This is a genomic window from Comamonadaceae bacterium OTU4NAUVB1 (genome assembly GCA_024372625.1).
In the GTDB taxonomy this organism is placed as follows: Bacteria; Pseudomonadota; Gammaproteobacteria; order Burkholderiales; family Burkholderiaceae_C; genus Variovorax.
The window spans coordinates 1,140,602-1,164,842 of record CP099605.1 but is presented as its reverse complement, the minus strand read 5'-3'; the positions used below and the strand labels follow the sequence as shown (position 1 = coordinate 1,164,842).

The 24,241-nt window shown below is 71.1% G+C and carries 23 protein-coding genes and 2 riboswitches; of the genes, 15 read left to right on the top strand and 8 right to left on the bottom strand.

Annotation, left to right across the window (positions count from 1 at the left end; all coding sequences use genetic code 11):
• Window positions 1–71: 71 nt before the first annotated feature.
• The 5 genes from ybiB (at window position 72) to NF681_08815 (ending at window position 4,129) form a co-directional block, all read left to right on the top strand.
• On the top strand, window positions 72–977 hold the full coding sequence (gene ybiB, locus NF681_08835) for a DNA-binding protein YbiB (GenBank protein ID UST55259.1): 906 nt from the start codon (window positions 72–74) through the stop codon (window positions 975–977).
• Window positions 974–1,819, top strand: a complete 846-nt coding sequence (gene cobA / locus NF681_08830) for a uroporphyrinogen-III C-methyltransferase (GenBank protein UST55258.1) — start codon at window positions 974–976, stop codon at window positions 1,817–1,819. Before ybiB ends, cobA begins: the two co-directional genes overlap by 4 nt.
• Window positions 1,820–1,887: 68 nt before the next feature.
• Entirely contained in the window at window positions 1,888–3,192 is a 1,305-nt protein-coding gene (locus NF681_08825) for an NAD(P)/FAD-dependent oxidoreductase (GenBank protein ID UST55257.1), read from the top strand.
• A 132-nt stretch (window positions 3,193–3,324) separates the two neighbouring features.
• Window positions 3,325–3,537, top strand: a complete 213-nt coding sequence (gene rpsU, locus NF681_08820) for a 30S ribosomal protein S21 (GenBank protein UST55256.1) — start codon at window positions 3,325–3,327, stop codon at window positions 3,535–3,537.
• Between the two features lie 145 nt (window positions 3,538–3,682).
• Window positions 3,683–4,129: a GatB/YqeY domain-containing protein gene (locus tag NF681_08815; protein ID UST55255.1), complete on the top strand. Its 447-nt coding sequence runs from the start codon at window positions 3,683–3,685 to the stop codon at window positions 4,127–4,129.
• 60 nt (window positions 4,130–4,189) lie between these two features.
• On the opposite strand, the gene pmbA is transcribed toward NF681_08815, so the two are convergent.
• Window positions 4,190–5,560 carry a metalloprotease PmbA gene (pmbA, locus tag NF681_08810; GenBank protein UST55254.1) on the bottom strand — a complete coding sequence of 457 codons (1,371 nt, stop codon included), beginning with the start codon at window positions 5,558–5,560 and terminating at the stop codon, window positions 4,190–4,192.
• Between the two features lie 69 nt (window positions 5,561–5,629).
• Between pmbA and NF681_08805 the strand changes: the two genes are divergently transcribed.
• The 8 genes from NF681_08805 to gcvP all read left to right on the top strand — a co-directional run bounded on the left by NF681_08805 (window position 5,630) and on the right by gcvP (window position 14,738).
• On the top strand, window positions 5,630–6,277 hold the full coding sequence (locus tag NF681_08805) for a DUF615 domain-containing protein (protein UST55253.1): 648 nt from the start codon (window positions 5,630–5,632) through the stop codon (window positions 6,275–6,277).
• On the top strand, window positions 6,274–6,867 hold the full coding sequence (gene mog / locus NF681_08800) for a molybdopterin adenylyltransferase (protein ID UST55252.1): 594 nt from the start codon (window positions 6,274–6,276) through the stop codon (window positions 6,865–6,867). Before NF681_08805 ends, mog begins: the two co-directional genes overlap by 4 nt.
• Window positions 6,868–6,987: 120 nt before the next feature.
• On the top strand, window positions 6,988–7,968 hold the full coding sequence (locus NF681_08795; protein ID UST55251.1) for a TRAP transporter substrate-binding protein: 981 nt from the start codon (window positions 6,988–6,990) through the stop codon (window positions 7,966–7,968).
• Window positions 7,969–7,983: 15 nt separating this feature from the next.
• Window positions 7,984–8,496, top strand: coding sequence for a TRAP transporter small permease (locus NF681_08790; protein ID UST55250.1), 513 nt, complete (start codon window positions 7,984–7,986; stop codon window positions 8,494–8,496).
• Between the two features lie 10 nt (window positions 8,497–8,506).
• Complete coding sequence (locus NF681_08785; GenBank protein UST55249.1) at window positions 8,507–9,799, top strand: TRAP transporter large permease; 1,293 nt, start codon at window positions 8,507–8,509, stop codon at window positions 9,797–9,799.
• 42 nt (window positions 9,800–9,841) lie between these two features.
• A riboswitch (glycine riboswitch) is annotated at window positions 9,842–9,933 on the top strand.
• A 12-nt stretch (window positions 9,934–9,945) separates the two neighbouring features.
• A riboswitch (glycine riboswitch) is annotated at window positions 9,946–10,073 on the top strand.
• A 56-nt stretch (window positions 10,074–10,129) separates the two neighbouring features.
• Window positions 10,130–11,308 carry a glycine cleavage system aminomethyltransferase GcvT gene (gene gcvT, locus NF681_08780; protein UST55248.1) on the top strand — a complete coding sequence of 393 codons (1,179 nt, stop codon included), beginning with the start codon at window positions 10,130–10,132 and terminating at the stop codon, window positions 11,306–11,308.
• A gap of 115 nt (window positions 11,309–11,423) precedes the next feature.
• Window positions 11,424–11,795: a glycine cleavage system protein GcvH gene (gene gcvH / locus NF681_08775; protein UST55247.1), complete on the top strand. Its 372-nt coding sequence runs from the start codon at window positions 11,424–11,426 to the stop codon at window positions 11,793–11,795.
• A gap of 24 nt (window positions 11,796–11,819) precedes the next feature.
• Window positions 11,820–14,738, top strand: coding sequence for an aminomethyl-transferring glycine dehydrogenase (gene gcvP / locus NF681_08770; GenBank protein ID UST55246.1), 2,919 nt, complete (start codon window positions 11,820–11,822; stop codon window positions 14,736–14,738).
• Window positions 14,739–14,775: 37 nt separating this feature from the next.
• On the opposite strand, the gene NF681_08765 is transcribed toward gcvP, so the two are convergent.
• A complete protein-coding gene (locus NF681_08765; GenBank protein ID UST55245.1) occupies window positions 14,776–15,681 on the bottom strand; it encodes a DUF3014 domain-containing protein in 906 nt (301 codons plus the stop codon).
• Between the two features lie 126 nt (window positions 15,682–15,807).
• Here NF681_08765 and NF681_08760 point away from each other — a divergent pair, with 126 nt between their 5' ends.
• Complete coding sequence (locus tag NF681_08760) at window positions 15,808–16,623, top strand: histidine phosphatase family protein (GenBank protein ID UST55244.1); 816 nt, start codon at window positions 15,808–15,810, stop codon at window positions 16,621–16,623.
• On the top strand, window positions 16,620–17,606 hold the full coding sequence (locus NF681_08755; protein ID UST55243.1) for an NAD(P)H-hydrate dehydratase: 987 nt from the start codon (window positions 16,620–16,622) through the stop codon (window positions 17,604–17,606). The genes NF681_08760 and NF681_08755 overlap by 4 nt, the downstream gene beginning before the upstream one ends.
• A gap of 58 nt (window positions 17,607–17,664) precedes the next feature.
• On the opposite strand, the gene NF681_08750 is transcribed toward NF681_08755, so the two are convergent.
• From NF681_08750 to NF681_08725, 6 genes are all read right to left on the bottom strand, one after another.
• On the bottom strand, window positions 17,665–18,339 hold the full coding sequence (locus NF681_08750) for a DsbA family oxidoreductase (GenBank protein UST55242.1): 675 nt from the start codon (window positions 18,337–18,339) through the stop codon (window positions 17,665–17,667).
• Between the two features lie 92 nt (window positions 18,340–18,431).
• Window positions 18,432–19,025 carry a rhomboid family intramembrane serine protease gene (locus NF681_08745; protein UST55241.1) on the bottom strand — a complete coding sequence of 198 codons (594 nt, stop codon included), beginning with the start codon at window positions 19,023–19,025 and terminating at the stop codon, window positions 18,432–18,434.
• A 95-nt stretch (window positions 19,026–19,120) separates the two neighbouring features.
• A complete protein-coding gene (gene aroC, locus NF681_08740; GenBank protein ID UST55240.1) occupies window positions 19,121–20,230 on the bottom strand; it encodes a chorismate synthase in 1,110 nt (369 codons plus the stop codon).
• A gap of 91 nt (window positions 20,231–20,321) precedes the next feature.
• On the bottom strand, window positions 20,322–21,284 hold the full coding sequence (locus NF681_08735) for a nitronate monooxygenase family protein (protein ID UST55239.1): 963 nt from the start codon (window positions 21,282–21,284) through the stop codon (window positions 20,322–20,324).
• An 89-nt stretch (window positions 21,285–21,373) separates the two neighbouring features.
• Window positions 21,374–23,170 carry an acyl-CoA dehydrogenase gene (locus tag NF681_08730; GenBank protein ID UST55238.1) on the bottom strand — a complete coding sequence of 599 codons (1,797 nt, stop codon included), beginning with the start codon at window positions 23,168–23,170 and terminating at the stop codon, window positions 21,374–21,376.
• A gap of 136 nt (window positions 23,171–23,306) precedes the next feature.
• Window positions 23,307–24,239: an FAD-binding protein gene (locus NF681_08725; protein ID UST55237.1), complete on the bottom strand. Its 933-nt coding sequence runs from the start codon at window positions 24,237–24,239 to the stop codon at window positions 23,307–23,309.
• Window positions 24,240–24,241 lie beyond the last annotated feature (2 nt).

The following is a 24,241-nucleotide window of genomic DNA, read 5'->3' as shown; positions in this document are numbered from 1 at the left end:
TCACATCCCACGACCACGGCATAAGCCCGTTCTGGTTCCGGCATAAGGCTTGCGGGAGAATCCTCCGACCCATGGGAATCAGTCACTACATCAAGGAAATCGGCCGCGGCGCCCGCGGCGCGAAGCCGCTCGCGCGCGAGCAGGCGGCCGACCTCTTCGGCCAGGTGCTCGACGGCAACGTCACCGACCTGGAGATCGGGGCCTTCTGCCTGGCGATGCGCATCAAGGGCGAGACGCCCGAGGAGATGGCGGGCTTTCTCGACGCCACGCACGCGCGGCTCGCGATGGTGCCGGCGGGGACGCGTGCGCTGGTCTCGTTGCCGAGCTACAACGGCGCGCGCAAGCTGCCGGTGCTCACGCCGCTGCTGGCGCTGCTGGTCGCGCGCGAGGGCCTGCCGGTGCTGGTGCACGGCACCGCCACCGAAGCGAACCGCGTGCTGGCCTCCGGCGTCCTGGCGGCGCTGGATGTCGCGCCACTCGAACGCATCCGGCCCGTCGCCCCGGGCGAAGTCGCCTTCGCGCCGACCGAGCTGCTCAACCCGGCGCTCAAGCGGCTGCTCGACGTGCGCCGCGTGGTGGGCCTGCGCAATCCGGCCCACAGCGTGACGAAGCTGATCCGGCCGACCGCCGGGCCGTGCGTGGTGGTGGCGAGCTACACGCACCCGGAGTACGCGCGCACCATGGGCGAGACCTTCGAGTTGGTGGGTGCGACCGCCCTGCTCTCGCGCGGGCTCGAAGGCGAGGTGGTGTCCGATCCACGCCGCACGGCGCAGGTCGACGGTTTCGTGCGCGGCGAGCGCCTCGAACTCCAGGCCCAGCAGCCCGGCACCGCGTCGGAAGTCGAAGGCCTGCCCGGCGAGATCGACATCGCGACCACGGCCGCCTACACGCGCGCCGTGCTCGCCGGCGACATGCCGCTGCCGCCGGCCATCGCGCGGCAGGTCGAATTCATCCTGCGCCTGGCCGGACGCGCATGACCGCTTCCACGCCCTTCTCCTCCCCCGCCGCCGCCGGCAGCTGCACGCTGGTGGGGGCCGGCCCGGGCGACCCGGAGCTGCTGACGATCAAGGCCGCGCGCGCCATCGCCGCGGCCACCGTGCTGTTCGTCGACGACCTGGTCGACGAGGCCGTCGTCACGGCCCACGCGCGCCCGGGCGCGCGCATCGTCCACGTGGGCAAGCGAGGCGGCTGCAAGAGCACGCCCCAGGCCTTCATCGAGCGCCTCATGATCACCGCCGTGCGCGAGGGCGAGACGGTGGTGCGCCTGAAGGGCGGCGACCCCTTCATCTTCGGGCGCGGGGGCGAGGAGGTCGAGCACCTGAGGCAGGCGGGCATCGCCTGCGCGGTGGTCAACGGCATCACCGCCGGGCTCGCCGCGGTCACTTCCCTGGGCGTGCCGCTGACCCACCGCGACCACGCCCAGGGCGTGGTGTTCGTCACCGGCCACGCCAAGACCGGCGCGGCCGCCCCCCAGGACCCCACCGACTGGCGCGCGCTGGCCGCGACGGTGCGCGAGGCGCGCCTCACGCTGGTGATCTACATGGGCGTGGCCGGGGCGGCGCACATCCAGGCCGAGCTGCTCCACGGCCTGCCCGGGGACACGCCCGTGGCGGTGATCCAGCACGCGAGCCTGCCGCACCAGCGCCACGTCGCCACCACCCTCGCGCGCCTGGGCGTGGCCATCGTGCAGGCCGGCCTGGGCAGCCCCTCGGTCATCGTCGTGGGCGACGTCCTCCACGGCCTGGCCGCCGCCGCCCGGCCGGCCGAACCACCGGCGCGGGCCATGCCCACCCCGCCCGTGGCCGGGCGGCGGCGCTGAGTCCGGCGCTCGGCCCGCGCCTGCCTAGAATTCCGGCCTCCGCGGCGTCGCGCCCACCTTCTCCCGGCATGTCCGACTCGTCCACCGCCCCCACCACCCCCACGGTTCCCGCCGCCCAGGCGCCCCTTCCTCCTGCGTTCCAGTGCGCCGCCGATGCGGCGTCGTTCGACGCCGTCGTCATCGGCGCCGGCGCGGCCGGCCTGTTCTGCGCGGCGCTGGCCGGCCAGCGCGGACTGCGCGTGCTGCTGGTCGACCATGCCGAGCGCGTGGCCGAGAAGATCCGCATCTCCGGCGGCGGGCGCTGCAACTTCACCAACCGCGACATCGACGTGCGCGCGCCGCAGCGTCATTTCATCGGCGAGAACCCCAACTTCTGCCGCTCCGCGCTGTCGCGCTACACGCCGCAGCACTTCATCGCGCTGGTCGAGAAGCACGGCATCGCCTATCACGAGAAGCACAAGGGCCAACTGTTCTGCGACGGACCGTCGCAGCAGATCGTCGACCTGCTGCTGGCCGAATGCGCGGCCGGTGGCGTCGAGCGCTGGCAGCCTTGCGCCGTGCGTGCCGTCGCGGCCCTGCCGACGGGCGGCTATCGCATCGAGACCGCGCGCGGGCCGGTGGAGACGCCGCAACTGGTCGTCGCCACCGGCGGCCTGGCGATCCCGCAGATCGGCGCCAGCGACTTCGGCTATCGCATCGCCGAGCAGTTCGGCCTGCGCGTGGTCGCGCCGCGTCCGGCGCTGGTGCCCCTGACGTTCGCGGGCGAGGGCTGGGCGCCGTACGCGCAACTCTCGGGGCTGGCGCTGCCGGTGCGCATCGAGGTCGGCGCGAAGAAGGAACGCGTGGCCTTCTTGGAGGACCTGCTGTTCACGCACCGGGGCCTGTCCGGTCCGGCGGTGCTGCAGATCTCCAGCTACTGGCGCGAGGGCCAGCCGCTGGCCATCGACCTCGCGCCCGACACCGACGTCTCGGCGGCCCTGGGGGCGGCCAAGTCACGCTCGCGCAAGCGCATCGCCAACGAGCTCGCGACGCTGGTGCCCTCGCGCCTGGCCGATGCCTGGGTCGGCGACGACCCGGCGCTGCAGCGCCCCATCAACGAGGCCGCCGATCGCGCGCTGGCGGCCCTTGCCGAGCGCGTCGCCGGCTGGCGCGTCACGCCGACGGGCACCGAGGGCCATCGCAAGGCCGAAGTGACCGCGGGCGGCGTCGACACGCGCGAGCTGTCGTCGCAGACGCTGGAATCGAAGCGCCAGGCGGGTCTCCATTTCATCGGCGAGGTGACCGACGTGACCGGCTGGCTCGGTGGCTACAACTTCCAGTGGGCCTGGGCCAGCGCCTTCGCCTGCGCCCAGGCACTCAAGCCGCTCGCGTGAGTCCCGCGCGAGCGGGCTATAATCTCCGGCTCACTTTGGCCTCCCCTCAACGGCCGCAAAACTTCTCCAGTTGAGGAACCCCGGCGCCAGGCCTCGATCTCCTGGGGCCAACTTCGATTCAACGATTCATCAATGACCACCATCCGCGTTAAAGAAAACGAGCCCTTCGACGTCGCCCTGCGCCGCTTCAAGCGCACCATCGAGAAGCTTGGCCTGCTGACCGACCTGCGCGCCCGCGAGTTCTACGAGAAGCCGACCGCCGAGCGCAAGCGCAAGAAGGCCGCTGCGGTCAAGCGCCACTACAAGCGCGTGCGCAGCATGCAGCTGCCCAAGAAGCTGTACTGAGTCCCGTCAGGCCGGGCCGGTCCGCTGCTTCCATCGAGCACCGGCGACGCCCACCGAGACACGCACCGGCCGCGCCAGGGAAACCTGCCGCGGCCTTGTTTTTGCCTCCACCTCTCCCGATGTTCGATTTCCAAGGAAGACGCCCATGAGCCTCAAGCACCAGATCACCGAAGACATGAAGACCGCCATGCGCGCCAAGGACGCCGAACGCCTGGGCACCATCCGCCTGCTGCTCGCGGCGATGAAGCAGAAGGAAGTCGACGAGCGCGTCGAACTCGACGACGTGGCGGTCGTCGCCATCGTCGACAAGCTGGTCAAGCAGCGCAAGGACTCGGTCACCGCCTTCACCCAGGGCGGCCGCATCGACCTGGCCGACAAGGAAGCCGCCGAGATCAAGGTGCTGGAGGTCTACCTGCCGCAGCGCCTGAGCGCCGACGAGGTGGCCGTCGAGGTCAGGGCGATCGTGGCCGAACTGGGCGCCAAGGGCCCGGGCGACATGGGCAAGGTCATGGGCGCCGTGAAGACCCGCCTGGCCGGCAAGGCCGACATGGGCCAGGTCAGCGCGGCCGTCAAGACCGCACTCGCCGGTTGACGCGTTCCCGGGCGCGTCCACCGACGGCGCGCGATGCGCTGCCGGCCCGGCGGTGCCGCCTCAGCTGCCGGCGATCTTCATCCGGTTGACGAGCAGCGATCCGGTCGTCTTGGCGCCGTGGTTGTAGGCATCGGCACCGACCGCCTCGATGCCCAGCAGCATGTCCTTGAGATTTCCGGCAATCGTGATCTCCTGCACCGGGTACGCGATGCGGCCCTTCTCGACCCAGAAGCCGCTCGCACCGCGCGAATAGTCGCCGGTCACGTAGTTCACGCCCTGGCCCATGAGTTCGATCACGAACAGGCCCGTGCCCAGCTTGCGCAGCATGGCGTCGAGGTCGTCCCCGGGGTTCGTCAGGCGTGAGGTGAGCGTCAGGTTGTGCGAGCCGCCGGCGTTGCCCGTGGTGCGCATGCCCAGCTTGCGCGCCGAGTACGTGCTCAGGAAATAGCCCTGCAGGCGGCCGCCGTCGACCACCTTGCGCGCCCGCGTCTCCACGCCCTCGTCGTCGAACGGCGAACTGCCCTTGCCGCGCGGGACGTGCGGGTCCTCGGCGACGTCCATGTGCTTGGGCAGCACCTGCTTGCCGAGCGAATCGAGCAGGAAAGTGCTCTTGCGGTAGAGGGCCCCGCCGCTGGTGGCCTGCACCAGTCCACCGAGCAGCCCGGCCGCCAGGGGCGATTCGAACAGCACCGGGCATTGCGTCGTCTTGATCTTGCGCGACCCGAGACGCGAGAGCGCCCGCTCGGCGGCATAGCGGCCCACCGCCTGGGGACTGGCGAGCTCGTCGGCCGAGCGCATCGAGCTGTACCAGGCATCGCGCTGCATGTCGTCGCCCTTGCCGGCGATCGGTGCCACCGAGATCGAGTGCCGCGAGCTGGCATAGCCGCCGCGAAAGCCGTGCGTGTGGGCGCTGAAGAAGTGGCTCTGCTGGGCCGACACGCCCGCGCCCTCGCTGTTGGTGATGCGGCGGTCGGTCGTGAGCGCGGCGGCCTCGCATTCGAGGGCCAGCGTGGCGGCGCGCTCGCTGTCGATGTCCCACGGATGGAACAGGTCGAGGTCGGGCTGCTCGCGCACGATGTCGGCTTCGTCGGGCAGGCCGCTGAGCGGGTCCTCGGCGGTGAACCGGGCGATGTCGTAGGCGGCCTGCACGGTCTGCGCGATGGCGGCGTCGGAGAAGTCGGAGGTGCTGGCGTTGCCGCGCCGGTTGCCGATGTAGACGGTGATGCCCAGCGACTTGTCGCGGTTGCGCTCGACGTTCTCCAGCTCGCCCTTGCGCACCGACACGCTCAGGCCGCAGCCTTCGGAGGCTTCGGCGCCGGCGTTGGTGGCCCCGAGCTTCTTCGCATGCGCGAGGGCCGAGTCGACCAGGTTTTCGAAGAAGGAGCGGCTGTAGGCGAAGCCGGATTCGGCGCGCGAAGTGGATGTCGTCATGTGCTGGCTATGATACTTGCGCCCCCCTTTCCCTCTCTGACACGGTCCATTGCGGCCACCGATCGACCTATGTCCCGCAAACCCAAAAAAGGCTACTACGTGCGCGGCGAATTCGTTGCCGAAGGCAGCGAACTCGACCTCGAGCTCAAACGCGAGCTCAAGGGCACCGACGAAGCCAGCAAGACCGATCTGAAGCGCGAGAGCGCCGAGCTGCAGAAGATCGGCGAGGACCTGCTGGGCCTGCGCGCGGGCCTGTTCGACAGGCTGCCGTTGAGCGAGAAGTTCGTCGACGCCGTGGCGGAAGCGCGCCGCATCACCAACTTCGAGGGCCGGCGCCGTCAGATGCAGTTCATCGGCAAACTCATGCGTGGCCTGGATCCGGCCACGCTCGACCTCGTGCGCGCCGCGCTGGACGAGCAGCATCGCGGGCCCGCCGAGGAAACCGCGACCCTGCACGAGGCCGAGCGCTGGCGCGACCGCCTGATCGCCGAGGACGACGCGTTCGGTGGCTGGATCGAGGCGCATCCGGCCACCGACAGCCAGCAGCTGCGCGCGCTGGTGCGACAGGCGCGCAAGGACCTCAAGGCCGGCCCCGCCGGCGAGGCCCCGCGCCAGGGCAAGGCCTACCGCGAGATCTTCCAGGTCGTGCGTGCCGGGCTCTCCGGGCGGGACGCCGACGCGCCCGACGACGGGGAAGAAACCCGGAGCGCGTCGTGAGCATCGCCTTCGACCCGGTGCGCATCGGCATCGTCTCGGTCAGCGACCGCGCCTCCACCGGCGTCTACGTCGATCAGGGCCTGCCCGCGCTGCAGGCCTGGCTCACGCGCGCCCTGCGCAATCCGGTCGTCTTCGAGGCGCGCCTCATTCCGGACGAACGCTCCGTCATCGCCGCGACGCTGATCGAACTGGTCGACGCCGGGTGTTCGCTGGTGCTGACCACGGGCGGCACCGGACCGGCGTTGCGCGACGTCACGCCCGAGGCCACGCTGGAGGTGGCGCACAAGGAACTGCCCGGCTTCGGCGAGCAGATGCGCCAGATCGGCCTGCGCTTCGTGCCCACGGCGATCCTGTCGCGTCAGGTCGCCGTCGTCCGCGACCGCGCGCTGATCCTGAACCTGCCCGGGCAGCCGAAGGCCATCGCCGAGACATTGGAGGGCCTGCGCGACGACGATGGCTCGCAGGCGGTCGCCGGCATCTTCGCCGCCGTGCCCTACTGCATCGACCTGATCGGCGGGCCCTACCTGGAGACCGACGCGACGGTCTGCGCAGCCTTCCGCCCGAAGTCCGCGCGCCGGCCGGTGGCCTGACCAATCCGGTTCTTTTCGCTCCCGTGTCCGTGTAACCCCCGACGCGAAACGGGGCCGGGGTGACGCATAGTCCGGCGGGGCGCCGCTGGGGCGCCAGACCATCCCGGAGACACACGACCCATGAACAACGGCATCCTCGCCACGGCCCTCGCGCTCGCCCTCGGCTTCGCGGGCGCCTCCGGCGTCCAGGCACAGACCACCACGCTGAAGATCGGCTACGCCACCTCCAAGGAATCGCACTACGGCGTCGGCTCGACCGTCTTCTGCGACGAGGTCGAGAAGGGCACCCAGGGGCGCTACAAGTGCCAGCACTTCGCCAACTCCGCGCTCGGCGGCGAGCGCGAGCAGATCGAGGCCATCCAGCTGGGCACGCAGGACCTGCTCAACACCTCCACCGGCCCGGTGGGCAACTTCGTGCCCGAGGTCCGCATCGTCGACCTGCCGTTCCTCTTCCGCGACTACGACCACGCGCGCAAGGTCATGGACGGGCCGATCGGCCAGGACCTCCTGACCAAGTTCCCCGCCAAGGGGATCGTCGCGCTGGCCTGGACGGAGAACGGCTTTCGCCACATGACGAACAACAAGCGCGACATCGTCAAGCCGACCGACGCGGCCGGACTGAAGATGCGCACCATGGAGAACAAGGTGCACATGGACGGCTACCGCACCTTCGGCATCCTGCCCACGCCGATGGCGTTCCCGGAACTGTTCGGCGCCCTGCAGCAGGGCACGGTCGACGGCCAGGAGAACCCGATCCCGGTGATCCTGGCGTCGAAGTTCTCCCAGGTGCAGAAGCACCTGTCGATGACCGGTCACGTCTACTCACCGGCCCTGCTGCTGATGTCGCCCAAGACCTGGAACAAGCTCTCCGACGCCGACAAGAAGGTCTTCGTCGCGGCGGCGCAGACCGCCGCGGTGGCCCAGCGCAAGAAGGTCAACGACGACGAGAACAGCGGCATCGCCCTGCTCGAGAGCCAGGGCATGAAGGTCACGCGGACCGTCGACGGCGCCGCCTTCCGCGAGGCGCTCAAGCCGGCCTATGTCGGGTACGCCAAGGAGTTCGGCGCCGACAACATCAAGAAGATCACCGACGTCAAGTAAGAGGCCTCCCGGACCGTGCAAGCCTTCGAGCGCCATTTCACAGCCGCCAACCGCTGGGCGCTGATCCTCCTGCTGGCTGCGATGTCGGTCATCATCTTCGTCAACGTGGCGCTGCGCTACCTCACCAACCATTCGCTCGAATGGGCCGAGGAGGTGTCGCGCCACATGATGATCTGGCTGACGTTCCTGGGCGCCGGGCCGGTGTTGCGCTACGGCGGCCACATCGCGGTGGAGAACCTGCAGGACGCCCTGCCCGGGCGGGGCGCCGTCGTGGTGCGCGCGATCGTCGCGGCGCTGCTGTTCGCCTTCTTCGGCTTCCTGGTCTGGTACGGCTGGCTCTACATCCAGCGCACCATGTTCCAGCTCACCGCGGTCACGCAGCTGCCCTTCGGCTACATCTACAGCGCGATGTCGATCGGCGGCGTGCTGCTGATCGTGCATTTCGCCTTCGTCGTCAAGGGCTACGTGTTGCGGCGGGAATTCCGCTCCGACGCGCATTTCGACGCCAACGCCAGCGCTTCGCTGTAGGAGCCGCGGCATGGATGCCAGCATCGTTCTCATCGTCTCCGCCTGCGTGTTCCTGGCCATCGGCGTGCCGGTGGCCTTCGCGCTGGGCATGGCCACGGCCGCCACCCTGATCCTGGCGGAGAGCTACCCGCTCCTCGTGCTGCTCAAGGAGACCTTCACGGGCATCGACAGCTTTCCGCTGATGGCGGTGCCCTTCTTCATCCTGGCGGCCGAACTGATGAGCGGCGGCTCGCTCACCGAGGTGCTGCTGCGCTTCGCCGGGCAGTTCGTCGGCCACAAGCGCGGCGGGCTGGGCTACACCAACGTGGTGTCGCTCACCTTCTTCTCCGGCATCTCCGGCTCTGCGCTGGCCGATGCGGCCGGGCCGGGGTCGATGCTCATCAAGATGATGGGCAAGGCCGGCTACGACCGCTCCTACGCCGCCGCGCTCACCGCCTCGACCGCCATCGTCGGGCCGATCATCCCGCCCTCGATCATCATGATCATCTATGCGCTGCAGGACGAGACGGTCTCCGTCGGCTCGCTGTTCGTCGCGGGCATCCTGCCGGGCCTCCTGATCGCGGGGGCGATGTGCGCGGTCAACTTCCACGTCTCCAGGCAGCGCAACTACAAGGGCGACGGCCGGCTGCCGCCGCTGCGCGAGATCCTCGTCACGAGCTGGAAGGCGCTGCCGGCGATCCTGCTGCCGGTGGTGATCCTGGGGGGCATGCGCGCGGGCTGGTTCACGCCGACCGAAGCCTCGGTGGTGGCGGTGTTCTATGCGCTGCTGTGCGGCAAGTTCGTCTACCGCACGCTCGAATGGAAGGCGCTGCCCAACATCCTGGAGCGCTCGGCGCTGCTGTCGGCCTCGGTGCTGATCATCATCGGCCTGTCGGCGTCCTTCGCCTGGGTGCTGACCATCGAGGGCATCCCGCAGCAGATGGCCGAGTGGCTGATCTCGATGAAGCTGTCGCCGTGGATGTTCCTCATCATCGTCAACGTCTTCCTGCTGCTGTTCGGCATCTTCATCGAGCCGCTGCCCGGCGTGATGGTGCTCGCGCCGATCCTCGCGCCGGTGGCGATCAAGCTGGGCGTCGACCCGGTGCATTTCGCGATGATCGTGATCTACAACCTCACCCTGGGGATGATCACCCCGCCGGTGGGCGGGCTGCTGTTCGTGACCTGCAACGTCTCGAAGGTGCCGATGTCGCAACTGGTGCGCGAACTCGTGCCGTTCCTGTGGGCGCACGGGGCGGTGCTGGTGCTGCTGACGTTCGTGCCGGCGCTGAGCACCTGGCTGCCGCGCGCGCTCGGTTTCAAGTAGCGACACACCCGTCAGCGGGCGACGCGGCATCCTCCACTACACTCGCCCGGGTCAGGAGAGAGCCTTCCCAGCGAAGGCCGCCGAAGGCGCAGGATCATTTCCAAACGCTCAGGCAAAAGGACTGACGAAGCGTCCGCTCAGGCGGGCGTTTCCCTGCTGGAGAGAGACCGGTGCGCGCTCGAGGGCGACGGAGCCGGTCCACCGAAGGAGCAACCCCCGGGACCGGTGCGAGGACGGGGCGAATCTCTCAGGTAGAGCGGACAGCAGGGGTGGCCCACGGCTTGCGAGCCGTGGAATTCGATCCGCCCCTCGTTCACCGGAAAGCGTTCCATGACCGCCGCCCCCGCTTCTCCCGTCGATGCCGCCGACACTGCCGCGTTGCTGCGCACCCCGCTGCACGACCTGCACGTCGCGCTCGGCGCGCGCATGGTGCCCTTCGCCGGCTACGCGATGCCTGTGCAGTACCCCACCGGCCTCGTCGCCGAGCATCGCCACACGCGTGCCGCCGCCGGGCTCTTCGACATCTCCCACATGGGCCAGCTGCGCCTCGTCGGTCCCGACGCCGCTGCCGCCCTCGAATCGCTGATGCCGATCGACGTCATCGGGCTCGCGCCCGGCCGGCAGCGCTACGGACTGCTGCTCGACGACGAGGGCGGCATCCTCGACGACCTGATGTGCTTCAACGAGGGAGGCGGTTCCTACTTCGTGATCGTCAACGGCGCCTGCAAGGCGGCCGACCTCGCGCACATCCGGACCCGCATCGCAGCGCGCTGCGAGGTGCAGCCCCTGCCCGACCACGCCCTGCTCGCCCTGCAGGGTCCGCGGGCCGCGGCCGTGCTGGAACGGCTGTCGCCCGGCATCGATCGCTTCGTCTTCATGACCGGCGGCGCGGTGCGCATCGGCGCGGGCGATGCCGCCATCGCCGCCTTCGTCATGCGCAGCGGCTACACCGGCGAGGACGGCTTCGAGCTCTCGGTGCGCGCCAGGGATGCCGAACCGCTCGCGCGCTGGCTGCTGGCCGAGCCCGAGGTGCTGCCGATCGGCCTGGGCGCGCGCAACGCGCTGCGGCTCGAGGCCGGCCTGTGCCTCTACGGCCACGACATCGACCGCACCACGACGCCGGTCGAGGCCGCGCTGACCTGGGCGATGCAGAAGGTGCGGCGCACCGGGGGCGCGCGCGCCGGCGGCTTTCCCGGCGCCGACCGCGTGCTGGCGCAGCTCGACGCGGCCGATGGCGGGGCGACCGCGCGCCGGCGCGTCGGCCTGGTCGCGCTCGAGCGCGTGCCGGTGCGCGACGGCACGCCGCTCGAATCGGTCGACGGCCAGTGGGTCGGCCAGGTCACCAGCGGCCTGCTCGCGCCGACCGTCGACCGACCCATCGCGATGGGCTACGTGCCCCTGGCCCTGGCCACGCACGGCACCCGGCTGCAGGCGCGCGTGCGCGGCAAGGCCGTGCCGATGGAGGTGGTGCCGCTGCCCTTCGTGCCGGCGCGCTATTTCCGGGGCTGATCCCGTGCGTCCGCCGCCGACGCCGCCCGCCCGCCGACACGCGCCGCCGCCGGCCCCGCTACGCTTCTCCCTTCCCTTTGCTTCCTCTTCCTTCCCTTTCCCAGGAGCCCTCCCCATGACCGTCAAGTTCACCAAAGACCACGAGTGGGTCGACACCACCGGCGCCGATGCCGCCACCGTCGGCATCACGGTGCACGCGCAGGACGCGCTGGGCGACGTGGTGTTCGTCGACCTGCCGGAGGTCGGCACGACCTACGCGCAGGGCGACGTCGCCGGCGTGGTCGAGTCGGTCAAGGCCGCCGCCGATGTCTTCATGCCCGTCTCGGGCGAGGTCACCGAGGTCAACGAGGCCCTGCGCGCCGACCCCGGTCTGGCCAACACCGACCCGCTGGGCGCCGGCTGGTTCTTCAAGGTCAAGCTGTCCGACGCCGCGCAGGTCGACGCCCTCCTCGACGCGGCCGACTACGACGCCTTCGCCGCCGGCTGAAGCCCGCCATCCTTGCGCACCGCCATGCCATCCAACGCTTCCTCCCTTCCGAGCGACCTCGACACCGCCGGTGAATTTATTCCCAGGCACATCGGCATCTCGCCGGCCGACGAGGCACGCATGCTGCCGGTCATCGGTTCGGCCACGCGCGCCGCACTGATCGACGGCATCGTGCCCGCGGCCATCCGCCGCACGCGGCCGATGAACCTGCCGGGCGCCGCGAGCGAGGCCGAGGCGCTGGCCGAACTCAAGGCCATGGCGGCGAAGAACAAGGTCGCGCGCAATTTCATCGGCCAGGGCTACTACGGCACGCACACGCCGGGCGTGATCCTGCGCAACGTGCTGGAGAACCCGGCCTGGTACACCGCCTACACGCCCTACCAGGCCGAGATCTCGCAGGGCCGCATGGAGGCGCTGCTGAACTTCCAGACCATGGTGTGCGACCTCACGGGCATGGCCATCGCCAACGCCTCGATGCTCGACGAGGCGACCGCCGCCGCCGAGGCCATGACGCTCGCGCGCCGCAGCGTGAAGGCGAAGAGCACCGTCTTCCTGGTGGCGGGCGATTGCCACCCGCAGACCATCGAGGTGCTGCGCACGCGCGCGGCGCCGCTGGGCATCGAGCTCAGGGTCAGCACCGCGGCGCAGTCGCTGCCGCAGCTGATGGAGGCGGGCGACTTCTTCGGCGCGCTCGCGCAGTACCCGGCCACCACCGGGCAGGTGCACGACCTGCGCGCGCTGGCCGACCTCGCCCACCGCCACGATGCCGCCCTGTGCGTGGCGGCCGACCTGCTGGCGCTCACGCTGCTCGCGCCGCCAGGCGAATGGGACGCCGACATCGTCTGCGGCACCACCCAGCGCTTCGGCATGCCGATGTGCAACGGCGGCCCGCACGCGGCCTACCTGGCCTGCCGCGACGCCTACAAGCGCTCGCTGCCCGGCCGCCTGGTGGGCGTGAGCGTCGACGCCCACGGCGCACCCGCCCTGCGCCTGGCGCTGCAGACGCGCGAGCAGCACATCCGGCGCGAGAAGGCGACCTCGAACATCTGCACGGCGCAGGTGCTGCCCGCGGTGGTGGCGAGCATGTACGCCGTCTACCACGGCCCCGACGGCCTCGCGCGCATCGCGCGCCGCGTGGCCACCCTCACCGGCCTGCTGGCGCGCGGCCTGGCGCAGATGGGCTTCGAGACCGTCAACGACACCGCCTTCGACTCCCTGACCGTGAAGACCGGCGAGGCCACCGCCGCCATCGTCGCGCGCGCCGAGGCCGCCGGCGTCAACCTGCGCCACCGGCTGCAGCAGCACCTGGGCGTCTCGCTCGACGAGACCACCACGCGCCCCGACATCGAGACGCTGTGGGCGCTGTTCGTGCCCGCCGGCGTGGCGATGCCGCGCTTCGAGGCGCTCGCCGCCGACGCCACGCCGATGATCCCCGAGGCCCTGCGCCGCACCAGCGCCTTCCTCGCGCACCCGGTGTTCAACACGCACCGCAGCGAGACGGCCATGCTGCGCTACATCCGTGCCCTCTCCGACAAGGACCTCGCGCTCGACCGCACCATGATCCCGCTGGGCAGCTGCACCATGAAGCTCAACGCGACCAGCGAGATGATTCCCGTCACCTGGCCCGAATTCGCGGACATCCACCCGTTCGCGCCGGCCGACCAGCGCGAGGGCTACGCCGAACTCGACCGGCAGCTGCGCGACTGGCTCTGCGAGGCCACCGGCTACGCCGGCATCAGCCTGCAGCCCAACGCCGGCTCGCAGGGCGAGTACGCCGGCCTGCTGGCCATCCGGGCCTGGCACGCCTCGCGCGGCGACAGCGCGCGCGACGTCTGCCTGATCCCGTCATCGGCGCACGGCACCAACCCGGCCAGCGCGCAGATGGTCGGCATGCGGGTGGTCGTGACGGCCTGCGACGCCAACGGCAACGTCGACATGGACGACCTGAAACGCGCCTGCGAGAAGCACGCCTCCGACCTCGCCGCCGTGATGATCACCTACCCCAGCACGCACGGCGTCTTCGAGACGCGCGTGAAGGAGTTGTGCGAGCTGGTGCACGCCCATGGCGGTCGCGTGTACGTCGACGGTGCGAACATGAACGCGCTGGTCGGCGTGGCGGCGCCGGGCGAGTTCGGCGGCGACGTCAGCCACCTGAACCTGCACAAGACCTTCTGCATCCCGCACGGCGGCGGCGGCCCCGGCGTCGGCCCGGTGTGCGTGGTGGCCGACCTGGTGCCCTTCCTGCCCGGCCACGCGAGCGCCAACCCCGACGCCGCGGTGCTGCCCGAGCACGCCGTGGGCGTCGTCTCCGCCGCGCCGCTGGGCAACGCGGCGGTGCTGCCGATCAGCTGGATGTACTGCCGCATGATGGGCGCCGACGGCCTCCAGGCCGCCACCGAGACCGCCATCCTGAGCGCCAACTACGTCAGCGCCCGCCTGCTCGACCACTACCCCACGCTCTACGCCAGCCCCAACGGCCACGTCGCGCACGAGTGCATCCTGGACCTGCGCCCGATCGCCAAGCGCTGCGGCATCACCGCCGAGGATGTCGCCAAGCGGCTGATCGACTACGGCTTCCACGCGCCGACGCTGAGCTTCCCGGTGCCCGGCACGCTGATGGTCGAGCCCACCGAGAGCGAGCCGCTGGCCGAGCTCGACCGCTTCATCGACGCCATGATCGCCATCCGGGGCGAGATCCGCCGCGTCGAGGAAGGCGTCTGGCCCAAGGACGTCAACCCGCTCAAGCACGCCCCGCACACGGCCGCGAGCCTGCTGGGCACCGAATGGTCGCGGCCCTATGCGCGCGAACTCGGCGCCTACCCGATCGCCGCGCTCCGGTCGGCGAAGTACTGGCCGCCGGTGGGCCGCGTCGACAACGTCTACGGCGACCGCAACCTGTTCTGCAGCTGCCTGCCCGTCGAGGCCTACGCCGAGGCCGACTGAACGCCGGCGGCGCCGGGCCGGCGCGCCGGCGACGGCTTCAGCGCCGGGTCGCGACGGCGCCCGCGGCGATGCGTTCGCGGAACGCCGCGAGCCGTGCCTTCAGCCGGCGTTCGTTGGCCACGCCCATGCGCACCAGGAGCTTCTGGCCGCTGGAGAGCGATTCCAGTTCGGGGTCGACGAACTCGTAGCGCGTCCAGGGCCGGGGCGTCGCGTACTCGCCCTTCACCTCGACCAGCGTCACCGCCACGGGCCCCTCGGGCTCGGGCGCCTGCAGCAGGTGGTCGATGACGGCGATCAGGCGGTCGTTGAAATAGCGCCCCGGATAGCCCAGCTCCTCGTACGCCTCCTGGAACAGCGGGTACAGCCGGGCGTAGAGCGCCGCGGCGCGCCCGACGTCGATGGTCTCGACGAAGGCGACGAAGGCCCCGTGGCGCGCCGCGTTGGCGACGTCGATGGTCTGCGGGCCGCCCGCCGCGCCTGCCACCGTGAAGCGTCCGGGCGCGGGCTGGACCGGCCACATGCGCGCGGCCGCCTGGGGGCGCACGAGGTTGTCGACCGTGGCCACCACGCGCCGCACGAAACCGTCGAGCTGCAGGAAGGACAGCGATTTCGCACCGCCGAGCAGTTCGCCCAGCGCCGCCGTGACGCGCGCGTCGGCATCGTTCAGGCGCGGCAGCGCGCCCTCGGGCGGGGCCACGGCGTCGATCGGGTGCTGCGGACCGATGGCCTGCTCGGACGCGGGCGGCGGCGTTTCGGCCGCGGGTTGGTCGGGCACGCTCGCCGACGGCGGCGACACGTCGGCCGGCACCGGGGGCTGCCGCAGCCAGTACCACCAGGCGAAACCGGCGGCGCCGGCCAGGATGGCCAGGACCAGCAACACGCCACCGAAGCCACGCGAGGACTCGGGCACGGGTCTGAAATCCGATGAATGACGCTCGGGCATGGACGAAATCCGTTGTTTGACGACCACCCGATTAAAACCGCGACCGGCACCCGCGCCGTAACGCGCTGTGAATGCCGGCGGCCTCCGCCTACGGAATGGCGCGGAGGCGCTTCCTATCATGGCCCGATGCCTTCCACAGCGAACTCCTCCTCCCCCGCTTCCTCCACCACCGCCTGGCCACGGACGCTCTGGCTCATCCGCCATGGCCAGAGCGCCGGCAACGTCGCGCGCGACGCCGCCGAATCCGGCGGCCTGCCGGTCATCGACATCGCCTGGCGCGACATCGACGTGCCGCTGTCGGACCTCGGCGTCGAGCAGGCGCAGGCGGTGGGCGACTGGTTCGGGCGGCTGCCCCCGGACGAGCGGCCCGAGGTCATCCTGTGCTCGCCCTACGTGCGGGCCCGCGAGACGGCCCGCCTGCTGGCCGAGAGCGCCGGTCTGGGCGCCGGACAGGGCGTGCGCCTGCGCCTGGACGAGCGGCTGCGCGAGAAGGAATTCGGCATCCTGGACCGCCTGACGCGCTTCGGCATCCAGCAGAAGCACCCCGAACTCGACGAACAGCGCGGCCACGTCGGCAAGTTCTATTTCCGCCCGCCGGGCGGCGAGAGCTGGTGCGACGTCATCCTGCGCCTGCGCAGCCTGCTGGAGATGGTGACGCGCGAGTACGCCGGACGGCGCGTGCTGGTGGTGGGCCACCAGGTGATCGTCAACTGCATGCGCTACCTGATGGAGCACATGGACGAGCAGCGGATCCTCGACATCGACCGCCAGGGCGACGTGCCCAATTGCGCGGTCACCTCCTACCGCGCGCGTCCGGACGACAGCCCCGCCGACCAGGACGACGTGATGGCGCTCGACCTGGTGAACTTCCTCGCGCCGCTGCGCGAGGCGGCGACGCCGGTCACCACCGAGCCCGACGAGCAGACCTCGCCCAAGCCATGACCGCCGCTTCCCCACGGCCGCGCCGCGCGGCCGACGCCATTGCCGATGCGCCGGCGAAGACCCGCGCACGTCCGCGGACCGGCGCTGCACCGGCGGCGCCCCGGCGCATCGACGACGCCGCGCTCGCGCGCTGGCCGCTGCCAGCCCCCGAAGGCACGGCCGACAAGGAGACGCGCGGCCACGTGCTGGTCGTGGCGGGCAGCCACGAGATCCCGGGCGCGGCGCTCCTGGCCGCCGTCGCGGCCCTGCGCGTCGGCGCGGGAAAACTGACCATCGCCGCGCCCGAGCGCGTGGCGCTCGGCCTGGCGCTGGCGATTCCCGAGGCGCGCGTCATCGCCCTGGCCGAGAACAAGGGCGGCGGCCTGCTGGCCCGGGGGCGCGCGGCGCTGGAATCGGTCGCCGCGAAGGCCGGTGCCGTGGTGCTGGGCCCGGGCATGCTCGACGAGACGCGCAGCGTCGCCTTCGTGCGCGGGCTGCTGCCGCTGCTGCGCGAGGCCGTGGTCGTGCTGGACGCCTACGCCATGTCGGTGGCGCGCGACGGTCCCTTCGACCAGCCGGTGGTGCTGACGCCTCACCCGGGCGAGATGGCGCACCTGACCGGGCTGACCAAGGAGGCGGTGTGCGACGACCCGTTGGGCACCGCGCGGGAGGCCGCCGCGCGCTGGAACGCGTGCGTCGCGCTCAAGGGCGCGGAGACCTTCATCGTGCAACCGGGCGAAGGCGCCTGGCGCTTCGACGGCGGAACGCCCGGGCTGGCCACGTCGGGCTCGGGCGACACCCTCGCCGGTCTGATCGGCGGGCTGGCGGCGCGCGGACTGTCGCCCCTGCAGGCCAGCGCCTGGGGCGTGCTGCTGCACGCGCGCGCCGGCCACGCGCTCGGGCGGCGCCACGGACCGTTGGGCTATCTGGCGCGCGAACTGTCGGCCGAGGTCCCGGCCATCGTCCACGCCATCGGCAAGAAGCACGCGGCGCGCAGCGGCTGACGTCGCGGCACACGGGCCGGCAGCCGGGAACGCCACCGCCGCCGCGTGCGCGCAAGCCTCAGGCCGACATCACCTGGGACGGCTGGGCGCCGGCGATCTGACGCAGCGCGCGCTCGAACACCTCGACCGGCTGGCCGCCCGAGATCAGGTGCCGGTCGTTCAGGATGATCGCCGGCACCGAATGGATGCCGGCGTCGGTGTAGAGGCGCTCGCGCTCGCGCACCGCGTCGGCGTGGTCGTCGCCGGCCAGGATCTCGCGCGCGCGCGCCGGGTCCAGGCCCGCGTCGCCGGCGAGCCGCACCAGCGTGTCGTGGTCCGACGGATCGAGGCCGTCGGTGAAATAGGCCTTCAGCAGCGCTTTCTTGAGCGCGTACTGGCGCGCCGGGCTCTCGAGCCCCGCCCAGTGCAGCAGGCGGTGCGCGTCGAAGGTGTTGTAAATGCGTCGGCGGGCGCCGGACGTGAAGGTGAAGCCGACGGCCTCGCCGCGCTGGCGGATCGCCTCGCTCGCCTGGGCCCGCTGTTCCGGGGTGGACCCGTACTTCTCCTGCAGGTGCTCGCCGATGTCCTGCCCCTCGGCGGCCATCCCGGGATTGAGCTCGAACGGCTGGAAGTGCAGTTCGGCCCGCACCTCGGGCGCGACGCGCGCGAGGGCGGCCTCGAGCGCCCCCAGGCCGACGGCGCACCACGGGCACGAGACATCGGAGACGAAATCGATCTTGAGGGGGGTGGCCATGGATGGGACTCCGGTCGGTAGAAGGTGGGAACGCGTCGGTTCGGAACTCCGATGGTGGCGACGACCGGGCGGACGTCAACCCGCCCCCGGCGTCAGCGCCGGCTGCCGAACGGGATCTGCCCGCGCCAATAGCGCAGCGTGAGCCAGCCGCCGAGGATGCCGCCCAGGTGCGCGAAGTGCGCCACGCCGCTCATGCTGCCGGTGACGCCCAGCGTCAGTTCGACCAGACCGTAGAGCACCACGAAGAGCCAGGCCGGCATCGGGATCGGCGGGATGAGCGGCACGATGGTGCGCTTGGGAAACAGCATCGCGAAGCCCGCGAGCAGGCCGAACAGCCCGCCCGAGGCGCCGATGGTGGGGTTGGGGCTGCCGCTCCAGGCCGCGACCGCCAGCTGCGCCAGGGCGGCGCACAGCACGCTGGCGGCATAGAACACCAGGAAGCGCCAGGCGCCCCAGACCCGTTCGAGCTCGGCGCCGAACATGAACAGGCCGAACATGTTGAACACGAGGTGCGACAGACCGCCGTGCAGGAAGGCGTAGGTCACCACCTGCCACGGCAGGAAGCCGCCCGAGTCCCAGGGCCACAGCGCGAAGGCCGCGAGGCCGTCCACGCCCAGCGACTGGAGGACGAAGACGACGACGCAGCTGAGGATCAGCGCCTGGGTGGCGGGCGGCATGGAAAACATCGGGAGGTCCGTTCGGAAAAGGATGGGCGGCGGCCGGTGGGCGGTCGCCACGACCGGCAGGCGTGTCGGAGCACGTCACCCCGGAAAAGTGCCGCTTAAAGGAAAGACGCCTGGAGCCGCCCCGTGTCGGCACCCGCCGCCGCGGCGGGCTCACCGCACTGCGCGCGCTGGCGCAGGGCGTGCTCCATCACCACCAGCGCCAGCATGGCCTCGGCGATCGGCGTCGCGCGGATGCCCACGCAGGGGTCGTGGCGGCCCTTGGTGACGACCTCCACCGGCTGGTCGTTGACGTCGATCGACTGGCGCGGGCTGAGGATCGAACTGGTCGGCTTGATGGCGATGCCCACCTCCAGGTCCTGCCCGGTGCTGATGCCGCCGAGCACGCCGCCGGCGTTGTTGGTCGCGAACCCCCCGGGCGTGATCGAGTCGCCGTGCGTGGTGCCGCGCTGCGCGACGCTGGCGAAACCGGCGCCGATCTCCACGCCCTTGACCGCGTTGATGCCCATCATGGCGTAGGCGATCTCGGCGTCGAGCTTGTCGAACAGCGGTTCGCCCAGGCCCACCGGCACGCCCGAGGCCGTGACGCGGATGCGCGCGCCGCACGAGTCGCCGGACTTGCGCAGGGCGTCCATGTAGGCCTCCAGGTGCGACACGTCGGCCACCGGGGCGAAGAACGGATTGGCCGGCACGTGCGACCAGTCCTCGAACGGAATGGCGACCTCGCCGATCTGCGTCATGCAGCCGCGGAACACCGTGCCGTATTTCTCCAGCAGCCACTTCTTGGCCACCGCGCCGGCCGCGACCATCGGCGCGGTCAGCCGCGCCGACGAGCGCCCGCCGCCGCGCGGGTCGCGGATGCCGTATTTCTTCCAGTAGGTGAAGTCGGCGTGGCCGGGCCGGAACTGCTGGGCGATCTGGCCGTAGTCCTTGCTGCGCTGGTCGGTGTTCTGGATCAGCAGCGCGATCGGCGTGCCGGTGGTGCGGCCTTCGTGGACGCCGCTGAGGATCTGCACCGCGTCGGGCTCGTTGCGCTGCGTGACGTGGCGGCTGGTGCCGGGGCGGCGGCGGTCGAGGTCGCCCTGGATGTCCGCCTCCGAGAGCGCCATGCCCGGCGGACACCCGTCGATGACGCAGCCGATCGCGGGACCGTGGGATTCACCGAAGTTGGTGACTGCGAAGAGATTTCCGAATGTGTTGCCGCTCATGGGACGGAATTATCCGCACAACCGCGCGGCGGACCGCCATCGCCCTGCCCCGCTCCCGGTCGAAGCGGTCGCGGCCCGGAGGCCTTGCCGGCTACAGCGCGAGCCGTTCGCGGGCGGCCTGGTACTGGCGCCGCAACCTGTCGACGTAGGCGGCCGCGCTGGTCACCTCGCCGATGGCGCCGATGCCCTGGCCCGAGCCCCAGATGTCCTTCCAGGCCTTGGCCTTGGAACCGTCGCCGGTGGCGAAGTTCATGGTCTTGAGGTCGCCCTGGGGCAGGTTGGCCGGGTCGAGCCCGGCGGCCACGATGCTGGGCGCGAGGTAGTTGCCGTGCACGCCCGTGAAAAGGTTGGAGTAGACGATGTCGTCGGAGCTGCCCTCGACGATGGCGCGCTTGTAGTCGTCGCTCGCGCGCGCTTCCTCGGTGGCGATGAAGGCGGTGCCGATGTAGGCGAAGTCGGCCCCCATCGCCTGCGCGGCCAGCACGGCGTCGCCGGTGGCGATGGCCCCCGACAGCGCCACCGGGCCGTCGAACCATTGCCGGATCTCCTGGATCAGGGCGAACGGGCTCTTCACGCCCGCGTGGCCGCCGGCGCCGGCAGCCACCGCGATGAGGCCGTCGGCGCCCTTCTCGATCGCCTTCCTGGCATAGACGTTGTTGATGATGTCGTGCAGCGTGACGCCGCCGTAGGCGTGCACCGCGTCGTTGACGTCGGTGCGCGCGCCCAGGGAAGTGATGACGATCGGCACCTTGTACTTGGCGACGAGTTCCATGTCGTGCTCGAGCCGGTCGTTGCTCTTGTGGACGATCTGGTTGATGGCGAACGGCGCGGCGGGCCGGTCGGGGTGCGCGCGGTCGTGCGCGGCCAGGGCCTCGGTGATCTCGGCGAGCCACTCGTCGAGCAGCGACGCCGGCCGCGCGTTGAGCGCCGGCATCGACCCCACCACCCCGGCCGTGCACTGCGCGATGACCAGCTTCGGGTTGCTGATGATGAACAGCGGCGAACCGATGATGGGCAACGGCAGGTTGGCGAGCACGGGAGGCAGTCGGGACATGGAAACTCCGTTCGGGGGAAGGAAGGCGTTATAGGCCGCGGGGCGGCAGGAGCAGGTCGAACGGGCGACAGGGCGGGCCGCCCGGGGGATCAGAACGCGTCCGGCGCCAGCGCCATGACGCTGTCGGCGCCATGGACGATGCTGTCGCGCACGCCCGGCGCCTTGTTCAGGATGTGCTCGGCGTAGAAGCGCGCCGTGGCGGTCTTGGCGTGCAGGAAGGCCGCCTCGGCGCCGGCGCCCTCCTCGATCAGCGTCTGGGCGACCAGCAGCGAGCGCGCCAGCTGCCAGCCGGCCACCAGGTTGCCCGCCAGCATCAGGTAGGGCACGCTGCCCGCGAAGACGGCGTTGGGCGCGGCCTTGGCCTGCGCGACCACGAAATCGACCACCTCGACGAAGGCCTCGCGCGCGGCCCGCAGGCGCGCGCGCACGGCCAGCGCCGCCTCGCTGCCGCTGGCCTCGAGTTCCGCCTCGGTCCGCGCGATCCGCTCGGCCAGCGCGCGCGCGGTCCGTCCGCCGTCGCGCGCGGTCTTGCGCCCGACCAGGTCGTTGGCCTGGATGGCGGTGGTGCCCTCGTAGATCGTCAGGATGCGCGCGTCGCGCAGGTACTGCGCCGCGCCGGTCTCCTCGATGAAGCCCATGCCGCCGTGCACCTGCACGCCCAGCGAGGCCACCTCGATGCCGATCTCGGTCGAATAGCCCTTGACCAGCGGCACCAGGAACTCGTGGACGGTGGCGTTCTCGCGGCGCGCCGCCTCGTCGGTCGCGTGGTGCGCGGCGTCGTAGGCGGCGGCGGCCACGCTGGCCATGGCGCGGCAGCCCTCGGTCTGGGCCCGCATGGTCATGAGCATGCGGCGCACGTCGGGGTGCTGAATGATCGCCACGCTCGCGTTCGCGGACCCGTCGACCGGGCGGCTCTGCACGCGCTCGCGGGCATAGGCCACGGCGTGCTGGTAGGCGCGGTCGGCGATCGCCACGCCCTGCACGCCCACCGCATAGCGCGCCGCGTTCATCATGATGAACATGTACTCCAGCCCGCGGTTCTCCTCGCCCACCAGCCAGCCCAGCGCGCCGCCGTGGTCGCCGTACTGCAGCACCGCCGTGGGCGAGGCCTTGATGCCCAGCTTGTGCTCGATGCTCACGCAATGCACGTCGTTGCGCTCGCCCGGCGCGCCGTCGGCCGTGGGCAGGAACTTGGGCACCACGAACAGGCTGATGCCCTTGACGCCCTCGGGCGCGCCGACCACCCGCGCGAGCACCAGGTGCACGATGTTGGCGGCCATGTCGTGCTCGCCGTAGGTGATGTAGATCTTGGTGCCGAAGACCTTGTAGGTGCCGTCGCCCACGGGCTCGGCGCGCGTGCGCACCAGCGACAGGTCGCTGCCGGCCTGAGGCTCGGTCAGGTTCATGGTGCCGGTCCACTCGCCGCTCACCAGCTTGCCGAGGTAGGTCGACTTGAGCGCGTCGGAGCCGGCCGTGAGCAGCGCCTCGATGGCGCCGTCGGACAGCAGCGGGCACAGCGCGAAGCTCATGTTGGCCGCGTTCAGCATCTCCGCGCAGGCCGCGCCGATGGTCTTGGGCAGGCCCTGGCCGCCGAAGTCCAGCGGATGCTGCAGGCCCTGCCAGCCCCCCGCCGTGTACTGCGCGAACGCGTCCCTGAAACCCGGCGTGGTGGTGACCACGCCGTCCCTGAACGACGAGGGTTCGCGGTCGCCCGCCACGTTCAGCGGTGCGACCACGTCCTGCGTGAAGCGCGCGCATTCGGCCAGCACGGCGCGCGCGGTCTCCAGGCCGGCGTCCTCGAAGCCCGGCAGCGCGGCGATGGCGTCGAGCCGCGCGAGGTGTTCCATGTCGAACAGCATATCTTCGAGCGGGGCGCGGTAGGTCATTTCTCTGGGTCTCCGGATGAGGACGGGGAAATCGCGACGGGCCGCGCGACACGCGCGACCCCGTCGTTCAGATACGAAAAAGGCACCGCGAACGATGCCTTCTGGATGCCTGTGGTGAGCGCGAGGGCGCCCGTCCTCAGATCTTCCCGACGAGTTCCGGCACGGCGACGAACAGGTCGGCCACGAGGCCGTAGTCGGCCACCGAGAAGATCGGCGCCTCCTCGTCCTTGTTGATCGCCACGATCACCTTGGAGTCCTTCATGCCCGCCAGATGCTGGATCGCCCCGGAGATGCCCGCGGCGATGTAGAGCTGCGGCGCCACGATCTTGCCGGTCTGCCCGACCTGCCAGTCGTTGGGCGCGTAGCCCGCGTCCACCGCCGCGCGGCTCGCGCCCAGCCCGGCGTTGAGCTTGTCGGCCAGCGGCGTCATCACTTCCGTGAACTTCTCCGCGCTGCCCAGGGCGCGCCCGCCCGAGACGATGATCTTGGCCGCGGTGAGTTCGGGCCGGTCGCTCTTGGTGACCTCGCGACCGACGAAGCTGGACTTGCCCGAGTCGGCGACCGCCTCGGCGTTCTCCACCGTCGCGCTGCCGCCGGTGGCCGCCGCGGCGTCGAAACCGGTGGTGCGCACCGTGATCACGATCGTCTTGTCGGCGCTCTGCACCGTGGCGATGGCGTTGCCCGCGTAGATCGGGCGCTCGAACGTGTCCGGCGCCACGACCCGCGTGATGTCGCTGACCTGCGCCACGTCGAGCCTGGCGGCCACGCGCGGGGCGACGTTCTTGCCCGCGGCGGTCGAGGGGAACAGGATGTGGCTGTAGTTGCCGGCGATGGCCAGCACCTGCGCGGCGACGTTCTCCGCCAGCCCTTCGGTCAGGCTCGCGCCGTCGGCGACGATGACCTTGGCGACGCCGGCGATCTGCGCGGCGGCCGCGCCCGCCTCGGCGGCATTGGCGCCGGCGACGAGCACGTGCACGTCGCCCCCGATGGCGAGCGCGGCCGTGACGGTGTTGAGGGTGGCCGGCTTGACGCTGGCGTGGTCGTGTTCGGCAATGACGAGGATGGGCATGG

What these genes read in the sequence shown, in the direction of transcription:
- ybiB (UST55259.1), top strand. Translation starts at nt 72, where the DNA reads ATGGGAATCAGTCACTACATCAAGGAAATCGGCCGCGGCGCCCGCGGC.
- cobA (UST55258.1), top strand. Translation starts at nt 974, where the DNA reads ATGACCGCTTCCACGCCCTTCTCCTCCCCCGCCGCCGCCGGCAGCTGC.
- NF681_08825 (UST55257.1), top strand. Translation starts at nt 1,888, where the DNA reads ATGTCCGACTCGTCCACCGCCCCCACCACCCCCACGGTTCCCGCCGCC.
- rpsU (UST55256.1), top strand. Translation starts at nt 3,325, where the DNA reads ATGACCACCATCCGCGTTAAAGAAAACGAGCCCTTCGACGTCGCCCTG.
- NF681_08815 (UST55255.1), top strand. Translation starts at nt 3,683, where the DNA reads ATGAGCCTCAAGCACCAGATCACCGAAGACATGAAGACCGCCATGCGC.
- pmbA (UST55254.1), bottom strand. Translation starts at nt 5,560, where the DNA reads ATGACGACATCCACTTCGCGCGCCGAATCCGGCTTCGCCTACAGCCGC.
- NF681_08805 (UST55253.1), top strand. Translation starts at nt 5,630, where the DNA reads ATGTCCCGCAAACCCAAAAAAGGCTACTACGTGCGCGGCGAATTCGTT.
- NF681_08795 (UST55251.1), top strand. Translation starts at nt 6,988, where the DNA reads ATGAACAACGGCATCCTCGCCACGGCCCTCGCGCTCGCCCTCGGCTTC.
- NF681_08785 (UST55249.1), top strand. Translation starts at nt 8,507, where the DNA reads ATGGATGCCAGCATCGTTCTCATCGTCTCCGCCTGCGTGTTCCTGGCC.
- gcvT (UST55248.1), top strand. Translation starts at nt 10,130, where the DNA reads ATGACCGCCGCCCCCGCTTCTCCCGTCGATGCCGCCGACACTGCCGCG.
- gcvH (UST55247.1), top strand. Translation starts at nt 11,424, where the DNA reads ATGACCGTCAAGTTCACCAAAGACCACGAGTGGGTCGACACCACCGGC.
- gcvP (UST55246.1), top strand. Translation starts at nt 11,820, where the DNA reads ATGCCATCCAACGCTTCCTCCCTTCCGAGCGACCTCGACACCGCCGGT.
- NF681_08765 (UST55245.1), bottom strand. Translation starts at nt 15,681, where the DNA reads ATGCCCGAGCGTCATTCATCGGATTTCAGACCCGTGCCCGAGTCCTCG.
- NF681_08760 (UST55244.1), top strand. Translation starts at nt 15,808, where the DNA reads ATGCCTTCCACAGCGAACTCCTCCTCCCCCGCTTCCTCCACCACCGCC.
- NF681_08755 (UST55243.1), top strand. Translation starts at nt 16,620, where the DNA reads ATGACCGCCGCTTCCCCACGGCCGCGCCGCGCGGCCGACGCCATTGCC.
- NF681_08750 (UST55242.1), bottom strand. Translation starts at nt 18,339, where the DNA reads ATGGCCACCCCCCTCAAGATCGATTTCGTCTCCGATGTCTCGTGCCCG.
- NF681_08745 (UST55241.1), bottom strand. Translation starts at nt 19,025, where the DNA reads ATGTTTTCCATGCCGCCCGCCACCCAGGCGCTGATCCTCAGCTGCGTC.
- aroC (UST55240.1), bottom strand. Translation starts at nt 20,230, where the DNA reads ATGAGCGGCAACACATTCGGAAATCTCTTCGCAGTCACCAACTTCGGT.
- NF681_08735 (UST55239.1), bottom strand. Translation starts at nt 21,284, where the DNA reads ATGTCCCGACTGCCTCCCGTGCTCGCCAACCTGCCGTTGCCCATCATC.
- NF681_08730 (UST55238.1), bottom strand. Translation starts at nt 23,170, where the DNA reads ATGACCTACCGCGCCCCGCTCGAAGATATGCTGTTCGACATGGAACAC.
- NF681_08725 (UST55237.1), bottom strand. Translation starts at nt 24,239, where the DNA reads ATGCCCATCCTCGTCATTGCCGAACACGACCACGCCAGCGTCAAGCCG.